The 21,085-nt window shown below is 40.6% G+C and carries 18 protein-coding genes; 11 read left to right on the top strand and 7 right to left on the bottom strand.

Going from position 1 to position 21,085, the window contains the following annotated elements; translation table 11 throughout:
* Positions 1–25 precede the first annotated feature (25 nt).
* Both BMY21_RS01160 and BMY21_RS01155 read right to left on the bottom strand, forming a co-directional pair.
* Positions 26–1,654, bottom strand: coding sequence for a hypothetical protein (locus BMY21_RS01160; RefSeq protein ID WP_074640112.1), 1,629 nt, complete (start codon positions 1,652–1,654; stop codon positions 26–28).
* A 14-nt stretch (positions 1,655–1,668) separates the two neighbouring features.
* Positions 1,669–2,175, bottom strand: coding sequence for a hypothetical protein (locus BMY21_RS01155; RefSeq protein ID WP_074640110.1), 507 nt, complete (start codon positions 2,173–2,175; stop codon positions 1,669–1,671).
* Between the two features lie 127 nt (positions 2,176–2,302).
* On the opposite strand from BMY21_RS01155, the gene BMY21_RS01150 reads away from it, so the two are divergent.
* Genes BMY21_RS01150 through BMY21_RS01130 form a run of 5 tightly spaced genes read left to right on the top strand, consistent with a single transcriptional unit; the run spans position 2,303 to position 8,674 of the window.
* Positions 2,303–3,820: a polysaccharide biosynthesis protein gene (locus tag BMY21_RS01150; protein WP_074640109.1), complete on the top strand. Its 1,518-nt coding sequence runs from the start codon at positions 2,303–2,305 to the stop codon at positions 3,818–3,820.
* A 9-nt stretch (positions 3,821–3,829) separates the two neighbouring features.
* The gene (locus BMY21_RS01145) at positions 3,830–5,071 is read left to right on the top strand and encodes a DegT/DnrJ/EryC1/StrS family aminotransferase (protein WP_074640107.1); all 1,242 of its coding nucleotides are present in this window, start codon (positions 3,830–3,832) and stop codon (positions 5,069–5,071) included.
* Complete coding sequence (locus tag BMY21_RS01140; RefSeq protein WP_074640105.1) at positions 5,071–7,377, top strand: xanthine dehydrogenase family protein; 2,307 nt, start codon at positions 5,071–5,073, stop codon at positions 7,375–7,377. The genes BMY21_RS01145 and BMY21_RS01140 overlap by 1 nt, the downstream gene beginning before the upstream one ends.
* Positions 7,374–7,850 (top strand): (2Fe-2S)-binding protein, encoded by a 477-nt coding sequence (locus BMY21_RS01135; protein WP_074640104.1) that lies wholly within the window; start codon positions 7,374–7,376, stop codon positions 7,848–7,850. Before BMY21_RS01140 ends, BMY21_RS01135 begins: the two co-directional genes overlap by 4 nt.
* A 26-nt stretch (positions 7,851–7,876) precedes the next feature.
* Complete coding sequence (locus BMY21_RS01130; RefSeq protein WP_074640102.1) at positions 7,877–8,674, top strand: FAD binding domain-containing protein; 798 nt, start codon at positions 7,877–7,879, stop codon at positions 8,672–8,674.
* 20 nt (positions 8,675–8,694) lie between these two features.
* Here the strand turns inward: BMY21_RS01130 and queA are convergent, their stop codons facing one another.
* Together queA and ruvB are read right to left on the bottom strand one after the other, a co-directional pair.
* A complete protein-coding gene (queA, locus tag BMY21_RS01125) occupies positions 8,695–9,768 on the bottom strand; it encodes a tRNA preQ1(34) S-adenosylmethionine ribosyltransferase-isomerase QueA (RefSeq protein WP_074640100.1) in 1,074 nt (357 codons plus the stop codon).
* Between the two features lie 27 nt (positions 9,769–9,795).
* Positions 9,796–10,842 carry a Holliday junction branch migration DNA helicase RuvB gene (gene ruvB, locus BMY21_RS01120; RefSeq protein WP_074640098.1) on the bottom strand — a complete coding sequence of 349 codons (1,047 nt, stop codon included), beginning with the start codon at positions 10,840–10,842 and terminating at the stop codon, positions 9,796–9,798.
* 54 nt (positions 10,843–10,896) lie between these two features.
* Here ruvB and BMY21_RS01115 point away from each other — a divergent pair, with 54 nt between their 5' ends.
* On the top strand, positions 10,897–11,790 hold the full coding sequence (locus BMY21_RS01115) for a YkvA family protein (RefSeq protein WP_074640097.1): 894 nt from the start codon (positions 10,897–10,899) through the stop codon (positions 11,788–11,790).
* A gap of 16 nt (positions 11,791–11,806) precedes the next feature.
* Here BMY21_RS01115 and ruvA read toward each other — a convergent pair whose 3' ends face one another.
* A complete protein-coding gene (gene ruvA / locus BMY21_RS01110; protein WP_074640095.1) occupies positions 11,807–12,424 on the bottom strand; it encodes a Holliday junction branch migration protein RuvA in 618 nt (205 codons plus the stop codon).
* A gap of 282 nt (positions 12,425–12,706) precedes the next feature.
* Here ruvA and BMY21_RS01105 point away from each other — a divergent pair, with 282 nt between their 5' ends.
* From BMY21_RS01105 to BMY21_RS01085, 5 genes are all read left to right on the top strand, one after another.
* Entirely contained in the window at positions 12,707–14,092 is a 1,386-nt protein-coding gene (locus BMY21_RS01105; RefSeq protein WP_074640093.1) for a FliM/FliN family flagellar motor switch protein, read from the top strand.
* A gap of 94 nt (positions 14,093–14,186) precedes the next feature.
* The gene (locus BMY21_RS01100; RefSeq protein WP_074640092.1) at positions 14,187–14,618 is read left to right on the top strand and encodes a Fur family transcriptional regulator; all 432 of its coding nucleotides are present in this window, start codon (positions 14,187–14,189) and stop codon (positions 14,616–14,618) included.
* On the top strand, positions 14,611–14,910 hold the full coding sequence (locus tag BMY21_RS01095; RefSeq protein WP_074640090.1) for a hypothetical protein: 300 nt from the start codon (positions 14,611–14,613) through the stop codon (positions 14,908–14,910). Before BMY21_RS01100 ends, BMY21_RS01095 begins: the two co-directional genes overlap by 8 nt.
* 85 nt (positions 14,911–14,995) lie before the next feature.
* Positions 14,996–16,153 (top strand): CobW family GTP-binding protein, encoded by a 1,158-nt coding sequence (locus tag BMY21_RS01090; protein WP_074640089.1) that lies wholly within the window; start codon positions 14,996–14,998, stop codon positions 16,151–16,153.
* Between the two features lie 113 nt (positions 16,154–16,266).
* Positions 16,267–17,325 (top strand): metal ABC transporter substrate-binding protein, encoded by a 1,059-nt coding sequence (locus BMY21_RS01085; RefSeq protein ID WP_074640087.1) that lies wholly within the window; start codon positions 16,267–16,269, stop codon positions 17,323–17,325.
* A 97-nt stretch (positions 17,326–17,422) separates the two neighbouring features.
* Here the strand turns inward: BMY21_RS01085 and BMY21_RS01080 are convergent, their stop codons facing one another.
* Both BMY21_RS01080 and BMY21_RS01075 read right to left on the bottom strand, forming a co-directional pair.
* The gene (locus BMY21_RS01080) at positions 17,423–19,519 is read right to left on the bottom strand and encodes a methyl-accepting chemotaxis protein (RefSeq protein ID WP_074640085.1); all 2,097 of its coding nucleotides are present in this window, start codon (positions 19,517–19,519) and stop codon (positions 17,423–17,425) included.
* Positions 19,520–19,533: 14 nt separating this feature from the next.
* Positions 19,534–21,072, bottom strand: a complete 1,539-nt coding sequence (locus BMY21_RS01075) for an ABC transporter substrate-binding protein (RefSeq protein ID WP_083379622.1) — start codon at positions 21,070–21,072, stop codon at positions 19,534–19,536.
* Positions 21,073–21,085 lie beyond the last annotated feature (13 nt).

Raw genomic sequence — 21,085 nt, 5'->3', positions numbered from 1 at the left:
AACGGTGGCTAAGCCACCGTTTTTTTTAGCGTACCTTTCTTAAGAACGCATCTTTGAATCCATAGCTCTTAAATCTTTCAAGAACTACCTTATATTCATCCATAGTAACAGGTCCAACGAGAACCTGCTTTTTATTACCACCTGCCATTGGCACGATTGTAATCGGATAATTTGTTCCATATTTATTTATTACTTCAAGAATATTGTCATCAGAAGCATAAACTGCAATCTGAATATAATACTTTCCAGATTCAAGGTCTTTCAGGCTTGGAACCATGTACTTCTCATAAGAAGTTGCATCACCAGTTGAAAGTCTATTTTCTACAGGTTTTACAGGAATAACAGGCGTAACAGCCTTTGTACTTTCAGAAGGAAGTGGTGTCAGAGTAATTGCTTCTTCAATTTCATCAATATCATTTTCAGCAATTAAGTCTTCAACTTCATCTTCTTCTGCTGGTGTTTCCGGAGGATTTGAGTCTGCAGGAACAAGAACGATTGCTTCATATTCATCAGAATCAAGAGATTCTTCATCGAAGGCTTCTTCTGCAGGTGTTTCTTCCTCTGGTAATTCCTCAGGCAATTCTTCCGGTAACTCTTCTGTTATAGATTCCTCTTCAAATGCTTCTTCAGCTGGAGATTCTTCTTCTAATTCTTCTGCAGCAGGAACATCTTCTTCTGTAAACTCTTCAGCAGGAGTTTCTGCTTCTTCTGCAGGAAGTTCATCTAATCCTTCATCATCAAATGCTTCTTCTTCAGCTTTTTCTTCTTCTGCAAGAGCATCTGGAGTTTCTTCTGCATATTCTTCTGAAGCATCAGCTTCTTCAGTCTCTGCTAACTCTTCAGTTTCTTCTAATGGTTCTTCTTCAAGAGCTTCCTCATCAGGAGTTTCTTCTTCCTCTTCTGCTACAGATTCCTCAGCTACAGACTCTTCTTCAGCAGGTTCTTCTTCTGGGATTCCTTCATCATCAAAGGCTTCTTCAAACGCTTCTGCTTCCTCTTCAGGTTCTTCAAAGTTTTCTTCAGATTCTTCAGTTTCCTCTGATTCTTCTGGAGTCAGGGCCTCTTCTTCAATAGCTTCAGATTCTTCTGCTTCTTCAGCAAAATCAGCATTTTCTTCTGTTTCTGGTTCAGCTTCTTCCTGTTCAGCCTCTGCTTCTTCTTCCGAAGCTTCTTCTGCAGGAACTTCAGCTTCCTCTGTTTTATCATCAAAAGCATCTGAATTTTCTTCAGCACTTATATTTTCAAAGTTTTCATCATCCCAGTCTTCAATCTCAGAAGCAGACTTAGAAATCACTGCGTTACCATATACACGCTCATCCTGACCAGAACGCTTTGTAATCTTTACGATATTATTTGCGCCCTTATCAATTCCCATTGCATCTGCGGCTTCTGGAGAAAGCATGATTGCAACACCTTCAGAAGGGTCAAGTGCACCAATTACAAGCAGGTCGACTGTTTTATCTCCTGCAATATTTGTTACACTGATTATATCACCCGGAAGGTAGCCTACAGTTTTAGCAAAAAGTCCCTGTGGGAAAACTCCTTCTTCAACAACTATAGCCCTTCCATCTAAAGAAGGACTGAATGATGCGAACATAAGACATCCTGCAGTTACTACAAGAATTCTGAAAATGTTTTTAATTTTATTTTTCATACCCCTACCCATCCTTAGGCTTTATATGCTCTTAATTCTTTACTTATCGCATTAACCAAATCTGATGAAATCTTCGCCAGATTATTTTTCTTTGTGCGGTCAATTTTTATATTTTTCATTGATTTATCCGCAAACTTTTTTCCAGTCTTTACGGAAGTAATTGAAAAACCTATCTCACAAAGATCTGAACTTGCACTTAATGTATCATCGTTGCGCTCATAATAAAGTCTTATCTGAATGAAGAAATCAGAATAACCATTAAAGGCATCGCCCTGACCGATTTTATAAAGCTTTTCATCCTGTGCGGCAGATTCAGAAATTGCTGCATCTGAATTAGTTACTATAAAACCGTACTCAAAGAAATTATTGAGCACTGAATCTTCTATTGTCATTGAATCTTCCGAAACGCAGTCCAGACAATCGTCATGCTGAACAATCTGAAAAGAAATCTGATTGGCAAAGCACAGCGAAGTTCCGAAGAGCAGAACGGCTAATATACTAAGTCTTTTAAGTTTCCCCATGAAACACCCCGAATATTTATCGACTATCATTATTTTCATCGGAAAAAAAAAGAGTCGGGTTTAGAGTTTTTTTACAACGTTGCGAAATTAGCATGCATGTGGTAAAATATTCAAAAGGGTTGGGAAAATGGATAAACGTATCTACATCATCGGAGCTGGCTTTGCCGGTCAGACTATTGCCGATGATATCAAGCGAAAAAAGATATTTGGAAAAGTAAACGCCTTTATTGATGATAATAAGGAAATAATCGGTACCACAATTGATGGCATTCCGGTTCTTGGTCCTATCAGCGGCGTTACTTCTATTCTTTCCAATTCAGATTTAGATGAAGCAATTATTGCAATTCCCTCTGCTCCAACCGAACGAATCCGCGAAATCTACGAAACCCTTACAAAAAATGGTTTTAATCATATTAAGATCCTTCCTGGAATCAGCCAGGTAATAGAAGGAACTGCGCACCTTGTTCAGACCCGTGAAATTGATCCTCTGGATATTCTTGGACGAACTCCTGTAACAATTTCTCTAAAAGAAAGTCTGGGCTACCTTCGCGGTAAACGTGTATTTATTACAGGTGCCGGTGGCTCTATTGGTTCTGAACTTTCACGTCAACTTTTGAGCGGTGGTGCTGAACGACTTTATCTTTTTGGTCACGGCGAAAATTCAATCTGCAGTATTTACCGCGAACTCCGTCTTCTTCAGGCAGAAGGAGTTGGTGAAAAAGCAACTATTGTTCCTATTATTGGAGATATGCGTGACCGCGAGTACGTTGATTATATTATCCGTCAGACACGCTGTAATGTAATTTTCCATTGTGCAGCTTACAAGCATGTTCCTATGATGGAAGAAAATCAGGTTGCTGCTGTTGAAAACAATGTGTTCGGAACAAAAAATCTTCTGGACGCTGCACTAAAACATAAGGTAGACCGCTTTGTTTTGATTTCGACTGATAAAGCTGTTGCTCCTGTAAGCGTTTACGGTGTTTCAAAAATGCTGTGTGAAAAGCTTGTACTTGATGCGGCTAAAAAAACCGGAAAAACAGCAGATGGTAATGCGCAGGCCTTTATGTTCGTACGTTTTGGTAATGTACTTGGAAGCCGCGGTTCAATTCTACCGCTTTTCCAGAATCAGATAAAAACCGGCGGCCCTATTACAGTTACAGATGATAAAATGGAACGCTTTTTTATGACAATTCCAGAAGCCTGTTCTCTTGTTTTACAGACAGGCGGTGTCGGCGAAAACGGAAAATCATATCTTCTTGATATGGGCGAACCTGTAAAAATCATAGACCTTGCAAAACAGATTATTAAGTTCTCAGGACTTGAACCATATAAGGATATTGATATTAAGATTGTGGGAGCACGCAAGGGAGAGAGACTTATTGAACCGCTCTGGCTTAAAGAAGAAAATCCAACTCCAACAAAATACAAAAAACTTTTAAGACTGGATAATAAGGAATATGAAAGTGAACGTCTGGAACGATTACTCACTGAGCTCCGTCCGATTTGTTTCTGGACAGAAAGTCAGGAAGAAAAGTTCCGCGACAAGACACTTCTTGTAAAACTTTTGTGTGATGACTGCGAAAGTCTGCGAGACTTTTACGAAGAAATAAAAAATGACAATCAGCTGAGAACTGATTTATTATAGGACAGAAATATGGCAGAGATAAAGGTTCCGTTCCACAGAGCGGCTATTACAAAAGCAGAAGAAGATGCAGTACTTGATGTATTGCGCAGTGGCTGGCTAACTACCGGTCGTTATGCACTGGAGTTCGAAAAAAAGTTCAGTGCTGCTGTAAGCGGCGATGACTCTTCTAAGGGCCGTGCCCCTGTCATCTCCCTCGCCGTTAACTCAAACACAAGCGGAATGATTCTTGCAATGGAAGCCTGCGGCGTTCGCGAAGGTACTGCCGTAATCACAACACCTTATACCTTTGTTTCAACTGCAGCCTGCGCACGCCATCTTAACGCAGACGTTTTCTTTGCAGATGTTGAAAAAGATACCTACAGTATTGATCCGGATAAAATAGAAGAAATCTTAAAAAAAGACAGTCAGCCGGGCGGTGTTGATGGAAAAGGTGCAAACCGGGTTCGCGCAATTGTCCCGGTTCACATAGCGGGCAACGTGTGCGACATGGCTCGCATTATGGAACTGGCAGGAAAGTATTCAGCACCGGAGCGCCGCATCCGTGTAATTGAAGACGCCGCACATTCCTTCCCGTCCCCAACCGCCCTCGGTTATGCCGGCACTATTGGAGACGCCGGAGTCTTTTCATTTTACGTAACAAAGACAATCACAACAGCAGAAGGCGGAATGGTCTGTACGCGCGATCCCGACCTTGCCCACCGTATGACAGTAATGCGCATGCACGGAATGGACCGCACAACCTGGGACCGCTACACAAGTCCAAGAGCCAGCTGGGAATATGACATTATTGCACCGGGCTACAAGTTCAATCTTCCGGATGTACTTGCCGCAATCGGCTGCTGCCAGGTCGACAGAGCACAGCTTTTTTATGAACAGAGAAAACGCATTGTAGAAAAATACAACAAGGCATTCAGCAGCCTCGACTTTATAAAACTTCCGCCAGACGGAGAAGGAAATTCCTGGCACTTATACCTTATGCGCATAATTCCTGAAAAACTTAAAATCGGCCGTGACGAGTTCGCAAAAAAACTTCAGGAATCAGGACTTGGAATCTCCGTACACTTTATACCAATTTTCCACTTCACCTACTGGAAAGAACTGTACCCGGACTTTACCGCTGAAAACTTTCCGAATGCAGAACATCAATATAATACAACAATATCAATTCCTCTTTACCCGGATATGACCGATGAACAGGCCCAGCTTGTAATAGATACAGTAACTAAAATTGGAGTTGAAGCAAAGAAATAATGGCAGTAAAGAAGACAAATACAAAAACTAATTTACGTTCTCTTGAAGCCAAAGGCTTTTACAGTGATGTTGAAAAAGACGGCTGTCTTTATGCAGCACTCGTCCGCAGCCCTGCCCCAGCTGGAAAAATCAAAAGCATTACTGCGCCAGATTTACCGGAAGGTTATTTCTTATACACCAGCCGCGACATTCCCGGCACAAAAACTATTACTGCAAATAAAACAGTTACAAAAATCTTTGGATATGGAAACGTTTCTTACAGTGGTGAACCGGTTGGAATTCTTTTTGGTCCTGATGAAGAAACCGTTTACAAACTTTTAGATACTGTAAATATTAACTTCGACGTTGAAAACCTCGAATCAGCGCTTCATAATGTAATCAATAATCAGACAGATGAAGCTTCGAACTTTAAGGAGTTCGTTGATCAGATTAACGAAATGCCTTCTCTTGATACAGTTATTGATAAATCTCATGTTGAAGAAAATCCAAATGTAATTGTCGCTACCCGTGAAATCAAATACGGTCTTTACGAAAGTCTTACTCTGGCACAGGCTGATGCAAAACTTTTTGAAAATGCCGATTACACCTCTACCGATACCTGGAAAGAAAAACTGCTTACTCCAAAATGGCAGGAAACAGAAGGAGCCTTTGCCTATACCGAAGGTGAAAGGATTCACGTATTTGCACCAAGCCGCTGGGCTTCGTTTACCCAGAAATCTGTAGCAGCCGCACTTGATATTGATGAAGCGAGTGTTTTCATTCATAAAACTAAATCAGCAGGAATCTATCCTTCAGGATTGGCACGCACTACACAACTTGCAGTTCAGATTGCAGCGGCAGCATGGCTTTCTAAAAAGCCGGTAAAACTTATTCTTTCTCAAACTGAACAGGAAAGTTTTATGGTGCCTGGAGTTGTAACAGAAATTACTTATCGTTCGGCCCTTAATAAAGATGGCCGCCTTAAAGCGCTTAAGATTTCTATTGATATTGACATCGGCTGTTCAAATCCTTTTGCTCAGGAAATCACAGACCGCATTGCAATTGCGGCAGCTAGTTATTATAAACCGGAAAATCTTTATATAAATGCAAAGGCACATACTTCAAAAAATCCGCCGACTTCAATTTCCATGCAGATTATTGAGTCGCAGGCTTTCTTTGCAATTGAAAATGAGATTCAGAAAATCAGTAATCTTTCCATGATTTTCCCGGATGAATTACGTCTTTTAAATGCTGAACCTCCAGTTCCAGCTCCAGAAGAAAAAACTAAGAAGACTAAAAAAACAACTGACAAGAAAACAAAGGCTGCTCCTGTTTCAACAGAATTTCCTTTTGACATTCCAACTGGAGATGTTCGCAGTGTTATTCAGACGGCCCTTTCTGAGAGTGATTTCAATAGAAAATACGCTTCGTTCCATATGGATGCGATTGACCGCGCAGAAAAAGACAGCAAACCTTTCTTCGCGCTCCCGCTCCGTGGAATTGGAGTTGCAACAGCTTACATTCCTTCAGGCTATTCGGGCCAGACAAGTTTCAGTAATGATGCAAAAATTGAAGTGACTCTTAGTGCAGATGAAAAACTTGTAATTCATACTATAAAACCTTCTGATGTAATTCAGGATATCTGGAAAAACTCTGCCGCGGAGATTCTTCAGATTCCAAAGCAGAATATTCAGATTAATTCAGAATTCCCGTATAACGAATTACCTGAGGCCCCTGAGGATTCTTACAGCTCCATCAGTATTGTCAATGAGCTTGTAAAAAAGTGCTGTAATGATATTCAGAAAAAGCGATTTCATCAGCCGCTGCCGATTACTGCAAAACGCGGGGGGACGGCCGCCACGGCTAAGCCAAAATGGAATAAGGAGAAATTTTGCGGAACTCCATTCTACACCACATCTTTTATAACTACTGTTGTTGAAGTAGAACTCGATACTTATACCTATAATGAAAAAATTAAGGGTATCTGGGTAACTGTAGATTGTGGAGAACTTTTTGATGAAGCTGCTGCGCGTAGAACAATTCGCCTTGAAATCCAGCAGGAACTGACAATGCTTGTAAAAGGAAAAACAGTTCCTTGTGATGCAATCAACATTAATTTTATTCAGTCAAATAACCGCTCCGGTCAGGTTGGAGGACTCATTCATAATTCACTTCCGGCAGCTTTCTCTTCTGCACTTTCACTTGCGCTTACAACGCAGCTTACAGAAATCCCTTGTACAGAAGACCTGCTTTTCCAGCTGATTCGTGACCGCACAAAAGAAAAAACTGAAACAAGAAAATCAGAAAATCAAGGAGCGTCTGAATGAAAATACCAGTAACCTTGAACGGAAATAAAATAATTCTCGATGCTCATGCAGATGAAACACTTATGAAAGTGCTTCACAAAAACGGCTGTACCTCAGTTAAGAGTGGCTGCAGCGGTGGATTCTGTGGAGCATGTACAATCTTACTTGATGATCGTCCTGTAGCTTCCTGCAAAATACCGGCAGGTATTGTACGCAACAGCGATATTGTAACCTTGGATTATTTTGTAAAAACAGAAGAATATATAACAATTATAAGCGGCTTCCAAAAGGCTGGAATTAAACTCTGCGGTTACTGTACTGCAGGAAAAGTTTTTTCTGCCTATCAGATTATGAAAATGCCGAAAATGCCAACCCGTCAGGAAATCACAGATTACGTAAAGGCACTCTCTCCTTGCTGCACAGACCTTGAAACTCTGGTAAATGGAATTATTTACGCAATTCAGATTTCAAATAAACGACAGAAGAGAACCTGATTCAGGCTGATACAAAGAGGGATTAAATGGGAAAGACAATATTATATGCAAAAAACGCAGCCGAACTCATAAAGATTCTCAGCAATAATCCGGGAACAAAGGTTGTCGGCGGCTGTACAAGAATAGAAACTCTTCCGGATAAATTTATTTCAACCCGTGGAATTAAAGATCTTTCCTATATCTCACGACACGAACGTTACATAGATGTAGGACCTGGAACAACTCTTTCAGAATTACTTGCAATCGGTCAGACTCATCTTCCTCCGATTTTATACGAAGCACTTACCTGTATTGCAAATCCTCTTATAAGAAATACAGCTACCATCGGTGGTAACATCTGTTCAGAAAATCACAAGCTTACATTGTTCGCACCATTGATGGCTTTAGATGCTAAACTGGAATTCAAAAATCAGACAGAAACAAGAACTGAAAACATCAGAAATTTTAAATCAATTCCAGATGGCTTTATTTTATCGAATATACGCATTCCGCTCGTTGATGCAGAACTTTCTATTTTCCGTCGAATCGGTCATGAACACTCAATTACACAACAGTCAGCTTCGTTCGCTTTCCTGGCCGACACAGAAAAGAACTCCCTGTTAAATGTTCATCTTGCCTTTGCAGGTCCGTTCACCTTCCACAGCAAGGAGTTCGAAAACTTTATGAGCGGCCGCCGACTTCCTCTTACCCAGCGCGACATCTCCCAACTGGAAGAAGCCGTTGCCGAACATTTCCAGAAAGCCGCAACCGACCAGATGATTACCGACGTTATGCGCCAGCAGTTCTTTAATCTTGCGCGTTATAGTTTTGAGCAGTTGACTTAATTAAAATTTCTCACAGATTTTTATCGTATGAACATACAGTCGCCATAACTGAAGAATCTATATCTATTCTCAACTGCAGTTTTGTATGCACTCAAAATGTGATCACGACCGGCAAAGGCTGATACTAACATAATCAGTGTACTCTCTGGAGTATGGAAGTTTGTAAACATCTTATCTACAACCTTAAACTTAAAGCCCGGATACATAAAGATGCTTGTTGAATTTGTGCCGGCTCTAACCCATTCGTTATTGGCACCGACAACACCACCATCCTGCTCTATCTTCTGAGCAACACTTTCGAGTGTGCGTACGCTTGTAGTACCTACTGCAAGAATCGGTCGTCCTTCTGTCTTTGCCTTGTTGATTGCATCAGCCGTTTCTTTAGGAACTGTATACCATTCTTCATGCATTTTATGATTTTCAATATTCTCTTCGCGGACAGGAAGGAAGGTTCCAAGTCCTACATGAAGAGTTACAAAGCGTCTTTCAATTCCCTTTGCATCAAGACGGGCAAGCATATCTTCTGTAAAGTGAAGGCCTGCTGTAGGACACGCAGCTGAACCGGTATCAGTTGCATAAACATTCTGATAACGTTCTGAATCTTCTTCTGTGTCACCGCGCTTAATATATGGAGGAAGCGGAATATGACCGTTTCTTTCAAACCAGTCTTCATCTATTGCAAAATCAAATTTGAGGGCACGGAATTCTGTTCCGGCATTTCCTTCGTGTTCTACAATTTCTGCAACAGTTCCATCAGGAAATTTATAATGCATTCCAGGCTTCTGCTTTTTTGCAGACTTTACCATAGTATTCCAGATGCAACAGTCTTTATCGATTGTGTTGAGGAACATGAATTCAGTTTCACGGCCGGTAGTCTCTTTTATTCCATAAACGCGGGCGCGTCGTACACGGCTGTTATTAAAAATCATGAGTGTGCCCGGTTCAATTAAATCTGGAAGGTCATCCATCATGTGATGTTCTACTTCGCCGGTAGCACGATTCAAAAGCATAAGTTTATCCTGCCCGCGCACTCCACTCGGATGCTGCGCAATCAAATCTTCAGGCAAGTCAAAATTAAAATCTGATGTTAACATGAGCGTTATATTATCACAAAAAGAATTCTAGAACAACGTACCCTGAAGTCCGTCTTTTGAGTCGGCGGCGTGTGTGAGTCCAAGATGAGTATACGCCTTTTCAGTAACCATGCGGCCACGCGGAGTTCTCTGCAACAGGCCGCACTGAATTAAATAGGGCTCATAATAATCCTCAAGGGTATCCATACTCTCGCCAATAGAAATTGCCAGAGTCTCAGCGCCAACCGGGCCGCCACCAAAGTTCTCAATAATTGATCGGAGAATTTCGCGGTCGTACTTTTCAAGACCAATGCCGTCAATTTCAAGGCGCTTTAAGCCGTCATCAACAATATCAACAGTAATAACATTACTTCCCGCTACCTGAGCAAAGTCGCGCATACGACGGAGAACACGGTTAGCAACACGAGGAGTTCCACGGCAGCACTGAGCGAGCAGCATAGACGCATCCTCTTCAATTCCAATTTCAAGAATCTTAGCAGAACGCTTAATAATAGAAGAAAGTTCTTTTTGTGTATAAAACTCAAAACGAGGAATAAAACCGAAGCGGCTTCTCAGAGGACTCGAAACTGAACCGGCCTTTGTAGTAGCACCAACCAGAGTAAACGGAGGAATCGGAATACGCACAGTACGTGCAGCCGCCCCCTGTCCGATAATCCAGTCCAGCTCAAAATCTTCCATTGCAATATAAAGCATTTCTTCAATGGCTGGCTTAAGGCGGTGAATCTCATCAATAAAGAAAACAGTTCGTGGAGTTATTGTCGAAAGAATACCGGCGAGGTCTTTTGGCTTGTCGAGGGCCGGAGCGCTGGTTACCTTAAAATCAACGCCAAGCTCGTGAGCAGTAATCTGTGCAAGAGTGGTTTTTCCAAGACCCGGAGGTCCAATCAAAAGCAAATGATCCAATGGCTCTTCACGAAGTTTTGCCGCTTCTATAAACGTAGAAAGATTTTTCTTTACACTCTCCTGACCAAGAAAATCCGAGAGCATAGTCGGGCGCAGCTTGTTGTCCTGTTCATCATATCTGTCTCTTAAATCTGCGCGTACAATAGCAGAAAAATCTTCGTTTTCACTCATGCTTTTATTATAGCATATTTTATGGTAGATTTACAGTAAGTTAGATTAAGAAGCATGAAAAAGACAAAGCTTAAAGAAATAACTACATCTCAAAAGGCTCTGGAACTTTCTGAAGAACTCGGACAGAAAGCAGCAGACACAGAATCCCTGCCACAGGCCCAGGCAGAACTTGAAGAAAAGCTTCCCGCAATGAAGCGCGGGCCAATCAAAAAAGTCTGGGACAAGGTTCTTTTTCTCTGGGAAAAATTCAAGTCTCCCAAAGTTCCGATTCGTCTTAAAATCACAATCGTTGGCGCCCTTCTCTATCTTATTCTTCCAGCCGATGTGCTGCCGGATGTAATTCCAGGCATTGGCCTTGTAGACGATCTTTCTGTAATTCTCATAGTTTTCCGTGAAGTCTCAAAATACGTACTTCCAAAAATCGAAAAGAAAATTGAACAGAAAATCTACGACACCTGTTACGAAAAAATAGACGAAAAACTTTCACTCATTTTTAAAGCAACACTACTAAACACGCTCTGGACATTCCTTGCAAACGTACTCGGTTGTGCAATTCTGGTAATAAAACCTTTCGGCACACCTTACTCGCGTTACGTAGCATATGTAGTCTTTGGCCTCACCGCCGCCTGGGCAATTTTCCGCATAATCCGATACCTGGTTCAGTACGGTACAACAACAAAAAAAATTGCCGCAGCAATATGGCATCGCCGCAGCATTTCAAAAGGTCTTTCAGATTTTGTAAAAGAAGAATATATTTACATCAATTATATTTATGCCGGAATTGAAATTGCAAAAAGCTTTGTTCCTGAAATGCCGGAAATCCCAGACCTTCCGCAAATCATCAAAACTTTTGAAAAGCATTACAAAAAACGCGTCCTCTTATTTGTAATACTTCTTGCTTTATATACCGCGCTTATCTGGCTCACAAAATTCCTTCTGCTCAGATAGAAAAAAACACAGCCCGCTACGCCAGTTCAACAATAACACGACGGAACAGAATATCCTCACGTTCTTTCTGAGACTTCCCTGCAAAGTCCGCCTCGTTAGTAAGCACTTCAACAAGCTGAGCAACCTTCTGTTCAACAAGCCGTTTATCATAGCCCATTCCAACAAGAGAAGTCACAACATCAGAATATGGAGAAGCAGCTGCAACACGAACAACGCTTCCCTCTTCTTCGCGAAGCTTTAGTTTGCCTTTGAGAGTAAGCAGCAATTTGCCGGCGGTTTTCTTACCGACCCCCGGAATCTTTTCGAGCATTTCAAGGTCACCTTTTTCAAGCACATCCATAAGCCGCGCAGAAGAAACCGCACTCATAATTTTTACAGCGCCCTTTGGTCCAACACCGTCAACCTTCAGAAGGTCAAGAAAAACACTGCGTTCATCGGCACTCGCAAAACCGTACAAAGCCATAAGCTGGTCGGTGTGCTGCAGCCAGGTGTAAATCTTCGCCTCATTGCCAACCGGCGGCAGCATATCGAGGTTAGAATCCGGCACACACAAATCCCATTCCACGCCGTTCGTATCTATAAAAACCTGTTTCGGAAACTTTCCAGTAATAATTCCAGTAAGTGAGTTGAACATAATTTTATTATAGTTGAAAATCTTCTTTTCGTTAATAAGGATTCAAGGCGTTCCCATGCTTCGCATGGTCGGCTGTTCCGCACTTCGCTACGCTCACCGTCCTCGAAAACGGTAGTTTCGACAAGCTCAACCACCGTTTCCTGCGGTCGGCTGCTTCGCAGGTGCTCCATAGCCTAACGCAGAGAATTCTACTTACAAACAGTAGAATTCTACTATATCCTACGAAAAGTCGGATGACAATTTCAGATTCTCCTCTTATACTTAAATCATAAGGAGAAGCTTATGGACGCACAGAGAACTGGAAAAATCATCAATTACCTCAGATCAAAAAAAGGGCTCACACAAAAAGAACTTGCCGCGCAGATAAACGTAAGCGATAAAACCGTAAGTAAATGGGAACGCGGAGACGGCTGCCCGGATATAGGCACACTCCCTGCCCTTGCAGAAGCACTTGGCACAGATGTAGATTCTCTTCTTAAAGGTGAACTAAAAGAAATAGATAATTCTAACAAATTGTTAACAGCTTCTGAAATAGAACAGTTACTTCACGCAATAAGTACAGGAGAAGACTCCGATACATCAAGAAGTCTTTTAAAAAATCCTAACTGCAGAATAAAGCTTTATGATTTTAAGCGTCCTGATTTATTTGGAAAATACGAGCTTCGTAAAATCTGGAATATGTTTGAATTACTCTGTGAAAAAATCAAAAATGAATTATTCAATAACAGGCCAGATTTACTTAGAATTCAGGTTCTATCAGTTGATCAGCTTACAAACGAGGAGTATATACGAAGCCTGCCACAAAGAACTTTCTTCTATACTTATGATTATAATAACGCAGGTTTTACAGCTGAAGTGGATCCCTGTATCGGAAAAGTTTTATTAAAACAAGATTATGAAAAATATCCTGAGCTTACACAAAACGACAGCGACTGTTTGAAACTTACTTACGTTAATCATTTTATTCAAACAATGCAGGATTTTATTTACCAGAACACAGATAAATCTATTCCATGGGAAGAATTCGAGAAAAGTTTTAGCAGCGAAATTAACACACTGCTCCCAGGCTCCACAGGTCAGATTCCGGGGGAAATGTGTGTTCTTGTTACTCTTGAAATCACAAGTGACAACGATGGTGGTATGGTAAACATACAGTTTAATTATGCTTATTTTTCACATCTTTGCCGTAAAGCAGGTCTTTTTGGCAAGGACAATACAAATCTTCAGGAACTGACAGATATAAAATCACGTCCTCACGAAAACAATGTATATGCTGAATTTGGACGCTTTATTTCCGACACAGTAAACCTTGAACCAGGAACAATTCTGATGACTTCAATTAAATATAACACACCACTAAATGTAGTTGTTGATAATAAAGTGATGTTCACAGGTGAAGTATGTGTAGCAGATGAAACTTTTGCCATCAGAATCTACGACGAAAAAAAAGAAAACGCAATTTCTTATGATGAAGAACACTATATTGCGCTAAGGCTTGGAGGAACATACCTGCCATCAGAAAAGATACAGAGGCTTCATGAAGGTCACATAATTCCTTTAGACACAACTCCCGGTAAACCAGTCTCAATTATCAAAGACGGAATAAGTGTTGCGCGAGGCGAAGTTTTAGTTATCGATGAAATGTATGCAATAAAGATTATTGATTAATTTCAAATTTGATAATAATTCTCAAATTCAATTGACATTTTTTAAGCAATTCGTATAATTTGAGAATCGTTATCAAATTGGAGCTTTTCATAAAATGCAGAAAGCAGCATATAAAACAAAACAGCAGGAACTTCTTTTTTCGTATCTCCGCGAAATGCAGGGACAGCATTTTACTGCCGAAGATGTTCGTGCACACTTTGAAGCAAAGAATATCTCCATTGGAATTGCAACAATTTACCGCCAGCTTGAAAAGCTTGTAAATGAAGGCAAGATTCAGAAATATTTTATAGATGACCATTCTGCTGCCTGCTTTGAATACTCCGGTGAAGATTGCAATAAAAATGACCATCACTTCCATTTGAAGTGTGAACTCTGTGGCCGCCTTATTCATCTTGAATGTGATGAACTTGAAGAACTCGGCGGCCACTTAAAAACAGAACATGGCTTTGTTATCAATCCACTTCGTACAGTTTTCTACGGGCTTTGCACAGACTGTGCAGACAAGAAGGTAAAAGAAGATGAATAATCAAAAACTTTTCCGCCTTCTTCGCATTGCGGCACTTCTTACAGCTCTCTCACTTTTTGCAGAACTCACCTTTGAAGCTTTTCATACAGGACACGAAGCAGCCTGCCACGAAGAAGACTGCCCTGTCTGCCTTGTACTTCAGATAATTCATAACACAGAAAAAATCGGACAAAATACAGTTTCGGCATCGGTAGAGTTTACTTCAATCTTCTATATTAACATCATTCTTCTTTCTGCCCTTCTCCTCGCACCTGCAACTCTCGTAAAGCAGAAAGTTAAACTTGTGATTTAGATCCCCTGTCATGCTGACCTAGTTTCAGCATCTAATAATAAGATCCCGAAAAAAGTTTGGGATGACATCAAAAGGAAAAATCACAATGAACAAGAATATAAAAAATAAAAAACCCGTAGTCCTTATCACAGGCTACCTTGGTTCGGGCAAAACTACACTGCTTAACAACCTGCTCCGTCAGGAAACACGCCGCGTTGCCCTCATAGTAAATGATATGGGAAGCATTAACGTAGATGCTTCAATTTTGAAAAAGGAAGGCGCAAATGTTGCAGAATGCCCTATGTTCGAACTTCAGAACGGCTGCATCTGCTGCACCCTCCGCGATGAGTTTATTAAACAGATTGAAAAGATTTCTGCAATCGACAGTGTGGAAGTTATTTTCGTAGAAGCTTCTGGAATCAGTGATCCTGGTGCCGTAAGTGCCAGCTTCCTTGCCTACGAGGAAGACAATCCTGATACCAACGTTTATCTTACTTCGGTTGTTACAGTAGTTGATGCAGACAGAATCTACCGCGAGTTCTTAGATGACCTTAAGAAGCAGAAAAACGAAAAGGTTGATGAAAACAATCTTACAGCAGAAGAGATTTCCACTCTGATTGTTGACCAGATTGAGTTCTGTAACTTTATCGTATTAAATAAATGTGACCTGCTGGATGAAATTCAGCTGGCCGAGGTAGAAAAAATTGTCCGCGAGTTCCAGACCCGCGCTCCAATCTACCACAGTATAAACGGCAATATTGAACTTGAAAAAATTACAACCCGTGAGCCGTTCAACTTTGAACAGATTGATTCATCATCTGCAATTCAGAAGGCAATAAACAGCCTTAATGAACCAAACCGTGCTCAGCAGGGCTGTACAGGCGAATACGGAATCTCAAGTTTCGTTTACGAAGAAAAGCGTCCGTTCAACCGCGAAAAGTTTGCAAACTTTGTGAACAACAATTATCCAAAGGAGCTTATCCGTGCAAAGGGCTACATCTGGTTTTCTGATGCTGATGCAGACGTTCAGCTTTTTGAACAGGCCGGCCGTAACTCTTCTGTAATGGAAGTGTCTTACTGGATAGACGCCCTCGTTGAGGAGCAGAAAAAAGCCTTCCTTGAACAGAATCCCGATGTAAAGGAAAACTGGGACGAGGAATTCGGAGACAGAGAAAATCAGATTGTATTCATTGGCAAGGGATACAATCAGGAAGAAATAAAAAAGGCACTGGAAAGTTGTCTTGATGAGAAGGCCATAGCGTAGCATACAGGAGGTGAAGCCTCCCCCTCGCTCGCACTGCGTTGCTCGCTACCCTCTCTGCGGGGCACATCCCCGCAACGCCCCTGTAACTTTGAAATTACTTAAAGGAGAATAAAATGAAATTAAAGAAAACAATTTTAGGATTAATAATTCTTACATTACTCACAACAACTGTTTGCGCAAAAGCAAAGAAAAACGACAAGAACTCAAATAAGCTCAAAGTCGTAACCACCATTTTCCCGGAGTACGACTGGACCCGCGAAATCCTTGGAGACAACGCAAATAATGTAGAGCTCACCCTTCTTCTTGGAAACGGTGTAGACCTCCACTCTTACCAGCCATCAATTCAGGACATCGCCAAAATTTCCACCGCAGACATTTTCATCTACGTTGGCGGCGAAAGCGACGGATGGGTAGCCGATGCACTCAAAAATGCAAAGAATAAAAATATGAAGGTAATCAACCTTCTCGAAACACTCGGCGACAAAGTAAAAGCCGAAGAAATAAAGGAAGGTATGCAGGCCGAAGAGGAAGAAGAGCACGAACATCACCATCATGACGGCGACCACGATCACGATGATCATCATGAAGCAGAAGAACACCACCATCATCACCACGACAATGATGAAGAAGAAGTTGAATACGACGAACACGTATGGCTTTCTCTCCGCAATGCAAAAATCCTGAGTGCAGAAATCGCCGCAGCTCTCTGCGAAAAAGATGCAGCAAACGTCACAGCTTACAACGCAAACCTTGCAGCATACACAGCCCGCCTCGATGCTCTCGATGCAAAATACACCGCAGCTGTAAATTCAGCATCAAAGAAAACAATTCTCTTTGGTGACCGTTTTCCATTCCGCTACCTCGTAGACGATTACAACCTCGACTATTTTGCCGCCTTCGTAGGATGTTCCGCAGAAACAGAAGCAAGTTTTGAAACTGTCATCTTCCTTTCTAAAAAGGTAGATGAACTTGGACTCAACACAGTTCTTAAAATTGAAAGCGGTGATGGAAAAATCGCCCGCACAATCGTACAGAACACAAAGAACAAGAATGCAAAAGTTCTTACAATGGATTCTATCCAGTCTACAACTGCAAAGCAGGCTGCAGCTGGAACTACATACCTTAAGATTATGGAAGACAATCTCAAGGTTCTTGAAGATGCATTAAAATAAGTTAAAAAAACTAAGGTGATTTAGATCCATGAGCAGACTGGCTGCTTAGCACAGCCGGAGCATCGAAGGAAACTAAACCACCTTAATTCATATTCAATTAAACTTCAAACTGATCAATCTGAGAACTAATCTGCCCGATTGTCTCACCTACCTTTGTTGCTATATCAATCAATTCAGAACTACTCTTATCAATCTGTTTAGTATTAGAATCCATAAGATTGATGAAGGCCTGCATTCTGTCAGCACTAGATTTAAGACGTTCAACCTGCTCAAGAATCAACTGGTTCCCCTGAGCCATTTCTTTAGAGGCAGAACTTACTTCAGATGAACTGTCATTCATATCACGCAAGGCTTCAATAATCTGAGAAGAACCAACCTTCTGTTCAGCCATAGCATTCTGAATAAGCTGTACAAGTTCATCGGTATTCTTAATTCCGTTTTCTACAGTACTAAAGGCTTCACTCGACTGTTTAGAAGCAGCTACTACCTCTTCAATAGAAGCACGAATATGCTCAAGTCGTTCACCAATTGTTGAAGACTGAATTGTAGAGTTTTCAGAAAGCTTACGGATTTCATCAGATACGACAGAGAAGCCCTTTCCTGCTTCACCAGCATGAGCCGCTTCAATTGCAGCATTCATGGCAAGCAGGTTTGTCTGACGTGCAATATTTGCAATTACCTGGTTTGCTTCAAGAAGCAGCTTAGAATCAGATTCAATCTTCAAAAGCATCTCATTTACACCAGACTGTTTCTGATAACCATCGCGGGCACTTTCAGAAAGTATATTAAACGAGCCTACCATCTTCTCTACTGTATTAGTAACAGAATCAATATTACCAATCATCTGTTCAACAGCACTGGAAGCTTCAGTTACACCTGCGACCTGATTTGTAATCATTTTCTCAAGTGATGTAATATTAGAAGCTATTTCATTTACAGCAGTTGATGTTTCATTTATACCATCTGTCTGTTCCTGAATACCGGAAGTAGTTTCAATAATACTGTCTTTAATATTTTCAATTGCATCAGCAGAAGCTTCTGTTGTCTTTGCAAGAATATCACCCGCACTAGAAAGTGTAATCTGTGATTTCTTTAATTCAGAAACTATAGACTGCAGCTTTTCTGTAAACCGGTTAAAGCCAACTACAATTGCACCAATTTCATTATTCGAAGAAATACTGATTCGTTTAGTAAGATTTGCATTTCCAGAAGCAATTTCATTGATTGTCTGCTCAACCTTCTTAAGAGGATGCAATAAGGAGAATAAAAGAAGTCCTGTAATTAAAAGAAGAACAACAACAATAACACCAAACGAAATCAGCATAATTTTTCGGATAGAATGACCGGCAGAATAAATCTGGCTTTCAGAAATATTAAAACCAATACTCCATGGAGCATTATGAACCGGTGCATAGGTTACAAATAAACGTTCATCAGATGTCAGTGATTTTATCCAGCCGGAACCGATTTTTCTGGCTGTCATATTCTGGGCAATTTGTTTTAAATCTGCATGGTCGTTGGAAAGGTCTGCAATAAAGTTTTTCTTCATGGAATAACCATATTCAGGATAACTGATAACAGTTCCATTTCCATCAAGCATCCAGGCATTACCAGTTTCACCAAGCTGAATATCACTAACCATCTTCTGCATTGTACTTAAAGGATATACACCGGCAAATATACCAAGTTTTTTTCCATTTACAATTAAAACATGCGCAACGTAAAAAATCGGCTTTTTAATAACCTCATCCATTTTTGGATTACTTACATACTGATAACTTCCATCAATCGCAATCGCCTTATAAAATTCTTCATTACGAAAATCTGCAATAGTTCCATCATCACGATATGCCGTACCATCAAGAGTTACAAAATACATAGCATCAATATTAGAACTCTTTCTTTCATTTCTGGCACACATCCACGCAATAATCTTATCATTATCAAGAGACTGAACAATATCCGCATCAACATAAGTTCGAATTTCACGAATGTACATATTAAGACGGTTAGTAAGCATCATAGAATAAGCCTGTGTAATTTCAGTACAGTTTTCCCCATAACTCTTACCAGTTGATTTATTCGAATAATTCGTTACCATAAAAAGCTGGCCGGCAGTCAGAACAATAAAAACTAAAGCGATGGTTGCAATCAAAACGCCGATAAGGCTTGTTTTTCTATTGGAATTCTTCATACACATCACCCCGCTTATTTGTTATTTGAATAGAAGGAATCAAGCTGCTTCTGTAATTCAGAAATGATTTTTTCTATTCCCGCTTTTCGCAGATCCTGTCTAAAATCAGCCACATACTGTACCGGATTAGGATTCTGACCGTAACAGATATTTCCCATATACTGACCATAAACATCAGCAACAGCATCAATTTCTGAACTTATATTCGACAAATCCCAGACAATCTGACCGAACGGATAGTCAATCTTATACTTACTGTAAGTGGCATTAATGCTATCAAAAACTTCCCAATTGGTACCAGTATCACGAACTTCAAGCTGATCATTTCGGCCCCACCAGTAGTTAGTAGTAATTCCAGGCACTCCCGGAACAGGCTCTCTTAAACCTTCCGAGTTTCTTGTAAACTGCACACCTTCGATACCATAGTTAAACAGCTTATAACATTCTTCATCATTACGAATTAAATCATAAACCATTAAAGCGCGTTCCGGATGTTTTGAAGCAGCAGAAATAGCCATAGCACCATGAGTAATTGTCTGATAAACGATATTTCCAGATTCCTCACCAAACCAGAAGAAACCTGAATCAGCACCCGGAACATTTTTCTTAAGTTTATTGTAAACCTGAGTATACCAGGTCTGTGTATGATGCTGTTCTACACCGACAAGACCTTCACAGAATTCATCGCGGTTACTTCTGTTGCCGTTACCATTAGTCATTATGTCCTTTGGCCAGAACCCCTGCTGATTCCATTCCCTCATAAGCTTTGCATATTCAACAAGCTCATTTCCTTCAAATAAAGGTGAATAGATTTTCTTCATGTTTGATTTTCTTGTTCCAAACATGTTTGTTGAAGTAATACCATCGGCGATTATAAAATCACTCTTAGACTGAATATAACCTTCCGGATGGAAGGAACTGGAAGCACCATCACTATCCCAAGGCATTACATTTTTATTTTTCTTTACGAAAGAAAGATATTTAGTCAGATCTTCCCAGCTGTGAACACCATTAAGGCCTGCTTCTTTAGCCCAGTCAGTTCGATACATAAAACCGTGGTTAGTCCACTGAGTAAAGTTATCTTCCGGCATAAGGTAAATCATTCCATTTACACGGCAGACATTCCAGTGCTCTTCCGAAACCTGAGCCCAGGTCTTTGGCGCATAAGTTTTAAGTATTTCGTCTGGCAACGGCATAAAATTACCAAGATTAACGTTTTTCCAGGCATCCAGCCAGTCAGTTGCAGTACCAATAAGATCCAAAGAACCATCTTTTTCTGACAGCTTAAGGTTATAATTGGTTTGATAGTTATTCCACGGAATGTAATAAATTTCCAGCTCGGCATTCACAAGTTCATTAAGCCTTTCATTTAACTTTTCCAGCATTTCTGAAGTTCCGCTGTCTTTTGGCTTATTACCTGTTGTAAGATATGTAATAATTACATGGTGATTAGCGATATCCGATTCCTGTGTCTGTTTATTATTTTTTCCACAAGAAATCAGACTAAACAATAATGTAAGTAAAAAGAAAGTCTTTAAATATTTCCGTTGCATACAAACTCCCATA

Source organism: Treponema bryantii (assembly GCF_900111035.1).
In the GTDB taxonomy this organism is placed as follows: domain Bacteria; phylum Spirochaetota; class Spirochaetia; order Treponematales; family Treponemataceae; genus Treponema_D; species Treponema_D bryantii_C.
The sequence above is the reverse complement of the archived record's forward strand: the minus strand, read 5'-3'. Positions and strand labels throughout refer to the sequence as shown.

Bases quoted from the DNA above. Each gene is read 5' to 3' on its own strand.
- BMY21_RS01145 (WP_074640107.1), top strand. From the start codon at position 3,830: ATGGCAGAGATAAAGGTTCCGTTCCACAGAGCGGCTATTACAAAAGCA.
- BMY21_RS01085 (WP_074640087.1), top strand. From the start codon at position 16,267: ATGAAATTAAAGAAAACAATTTTAGGATTAATAATTCTTACATTACTC.
- BMY21_RS01140 (WP_074640105.1), top strand. From the start codon at position 5,071: ATGGCAGTAAAGAAGACAAATACAAAAACTAATTTACGTTCTCTTGAA.
- BMY21_RS01160 (WP_074640112.1), bottom strand. From the start codon at position 1,654: ATGAAAAATAAAATTAAAAACATTTTCAGAATTCTTGTAGTAACTGCA.
- BMY21_RS01075 (WP_083379622.1), bottom strand. From the start codon at position 21,072: ATGCAACGGAAATATTTAAAGACTTTCTTTTTACTTACATTATTGTTT.
- BMY21_RS01100 (WP_074640092.1), top strand. From the start codon at position 14,187: ATGCAGAAAGCAGCATATAAAACAAAACAGCAGGAACTTCTTTTTTCG.
- BMY21_RS01090 (WP_074640089.1), top strand. From the start codon at position 14,996: ATGAACAAGAATATAAAAAATAAAAAACCCGTAGTCCTTATCACAGGC.
- BMY21_RS01080 (WP_074640085.1), bottom strand. From the start codon at position 19,519: ATGAAGAATTCCAATAGAAAAACAAGCCTTATCGGCGTTTTGATTGCA.
- ruvB (WP_074640098.1), bottom strand. From the start codon at position 10,842: ATGAGTGAAAACGAAGATTTTTCTGCTATTGTACGCGCAGATTTAAGA.
- BMY21_RS01150 (WP_074640109.1), top strand. From the start codon at position 2,303: ATGGATAAACGTATCTACATCATCGGAGCTGGCTTTGCCGGTCAGACT.
- BMY21_RS01155 (WP_074640110.1), bottom strand. From the start codon at position 2,175: ATGGGGAAACTTAAAAGACTTAGTATATTAGCCGTTCTGCTCTTCGGA.
- BMY21_RS01095 (WP_074640090.1), top strand. From the start codon at position 14,611: ATGAATAATCAAAAACTTTTCCGCCTTCTTCGCATTGCGGCACTTCTT.
- BMY21_RS01115 (WP_074640097.1), top strand. From the start codon at position 10,897: ATGAAAAAGACAAAGCTTAAAGAAATAACTACATCTCAAAAGGCTCTG.
- queA (WP_074640100.1), bottom strand. From the start codon at position 9,768: ATGTTAACATCAGATTTTAATTTTGACTTGCCTGAAGATTTGATTGCG.
- BMY21_RS01130 (WP_074640102.1), top strand. From the start codon at position 7,877: ATGGGAAAGACAATATTATATGCAAAAAACGCAGCCGAACTCATAAAG.
- BMY21_RS01105 (WP_074640093.1), top strand. From the start codon at position 12,707: ATGGACGCACAGAGAACTGGAAAAATCATCAATTACCTCAGATCAAAA.
- BMY21_RS01135 (WP_074640104.1), top strand. From the start codon at position 7,374: ATGAAAATACCAGTAACCTTGAACGGAAATAAAATAATTCTCGATGCT.
- ruvA (WP_074640095.1), bottom strand. From the start codon at position 12,424: ATGTTCAACTCACTTACTGGAATTATTACTGGAAAGTTTCCGAAACAG.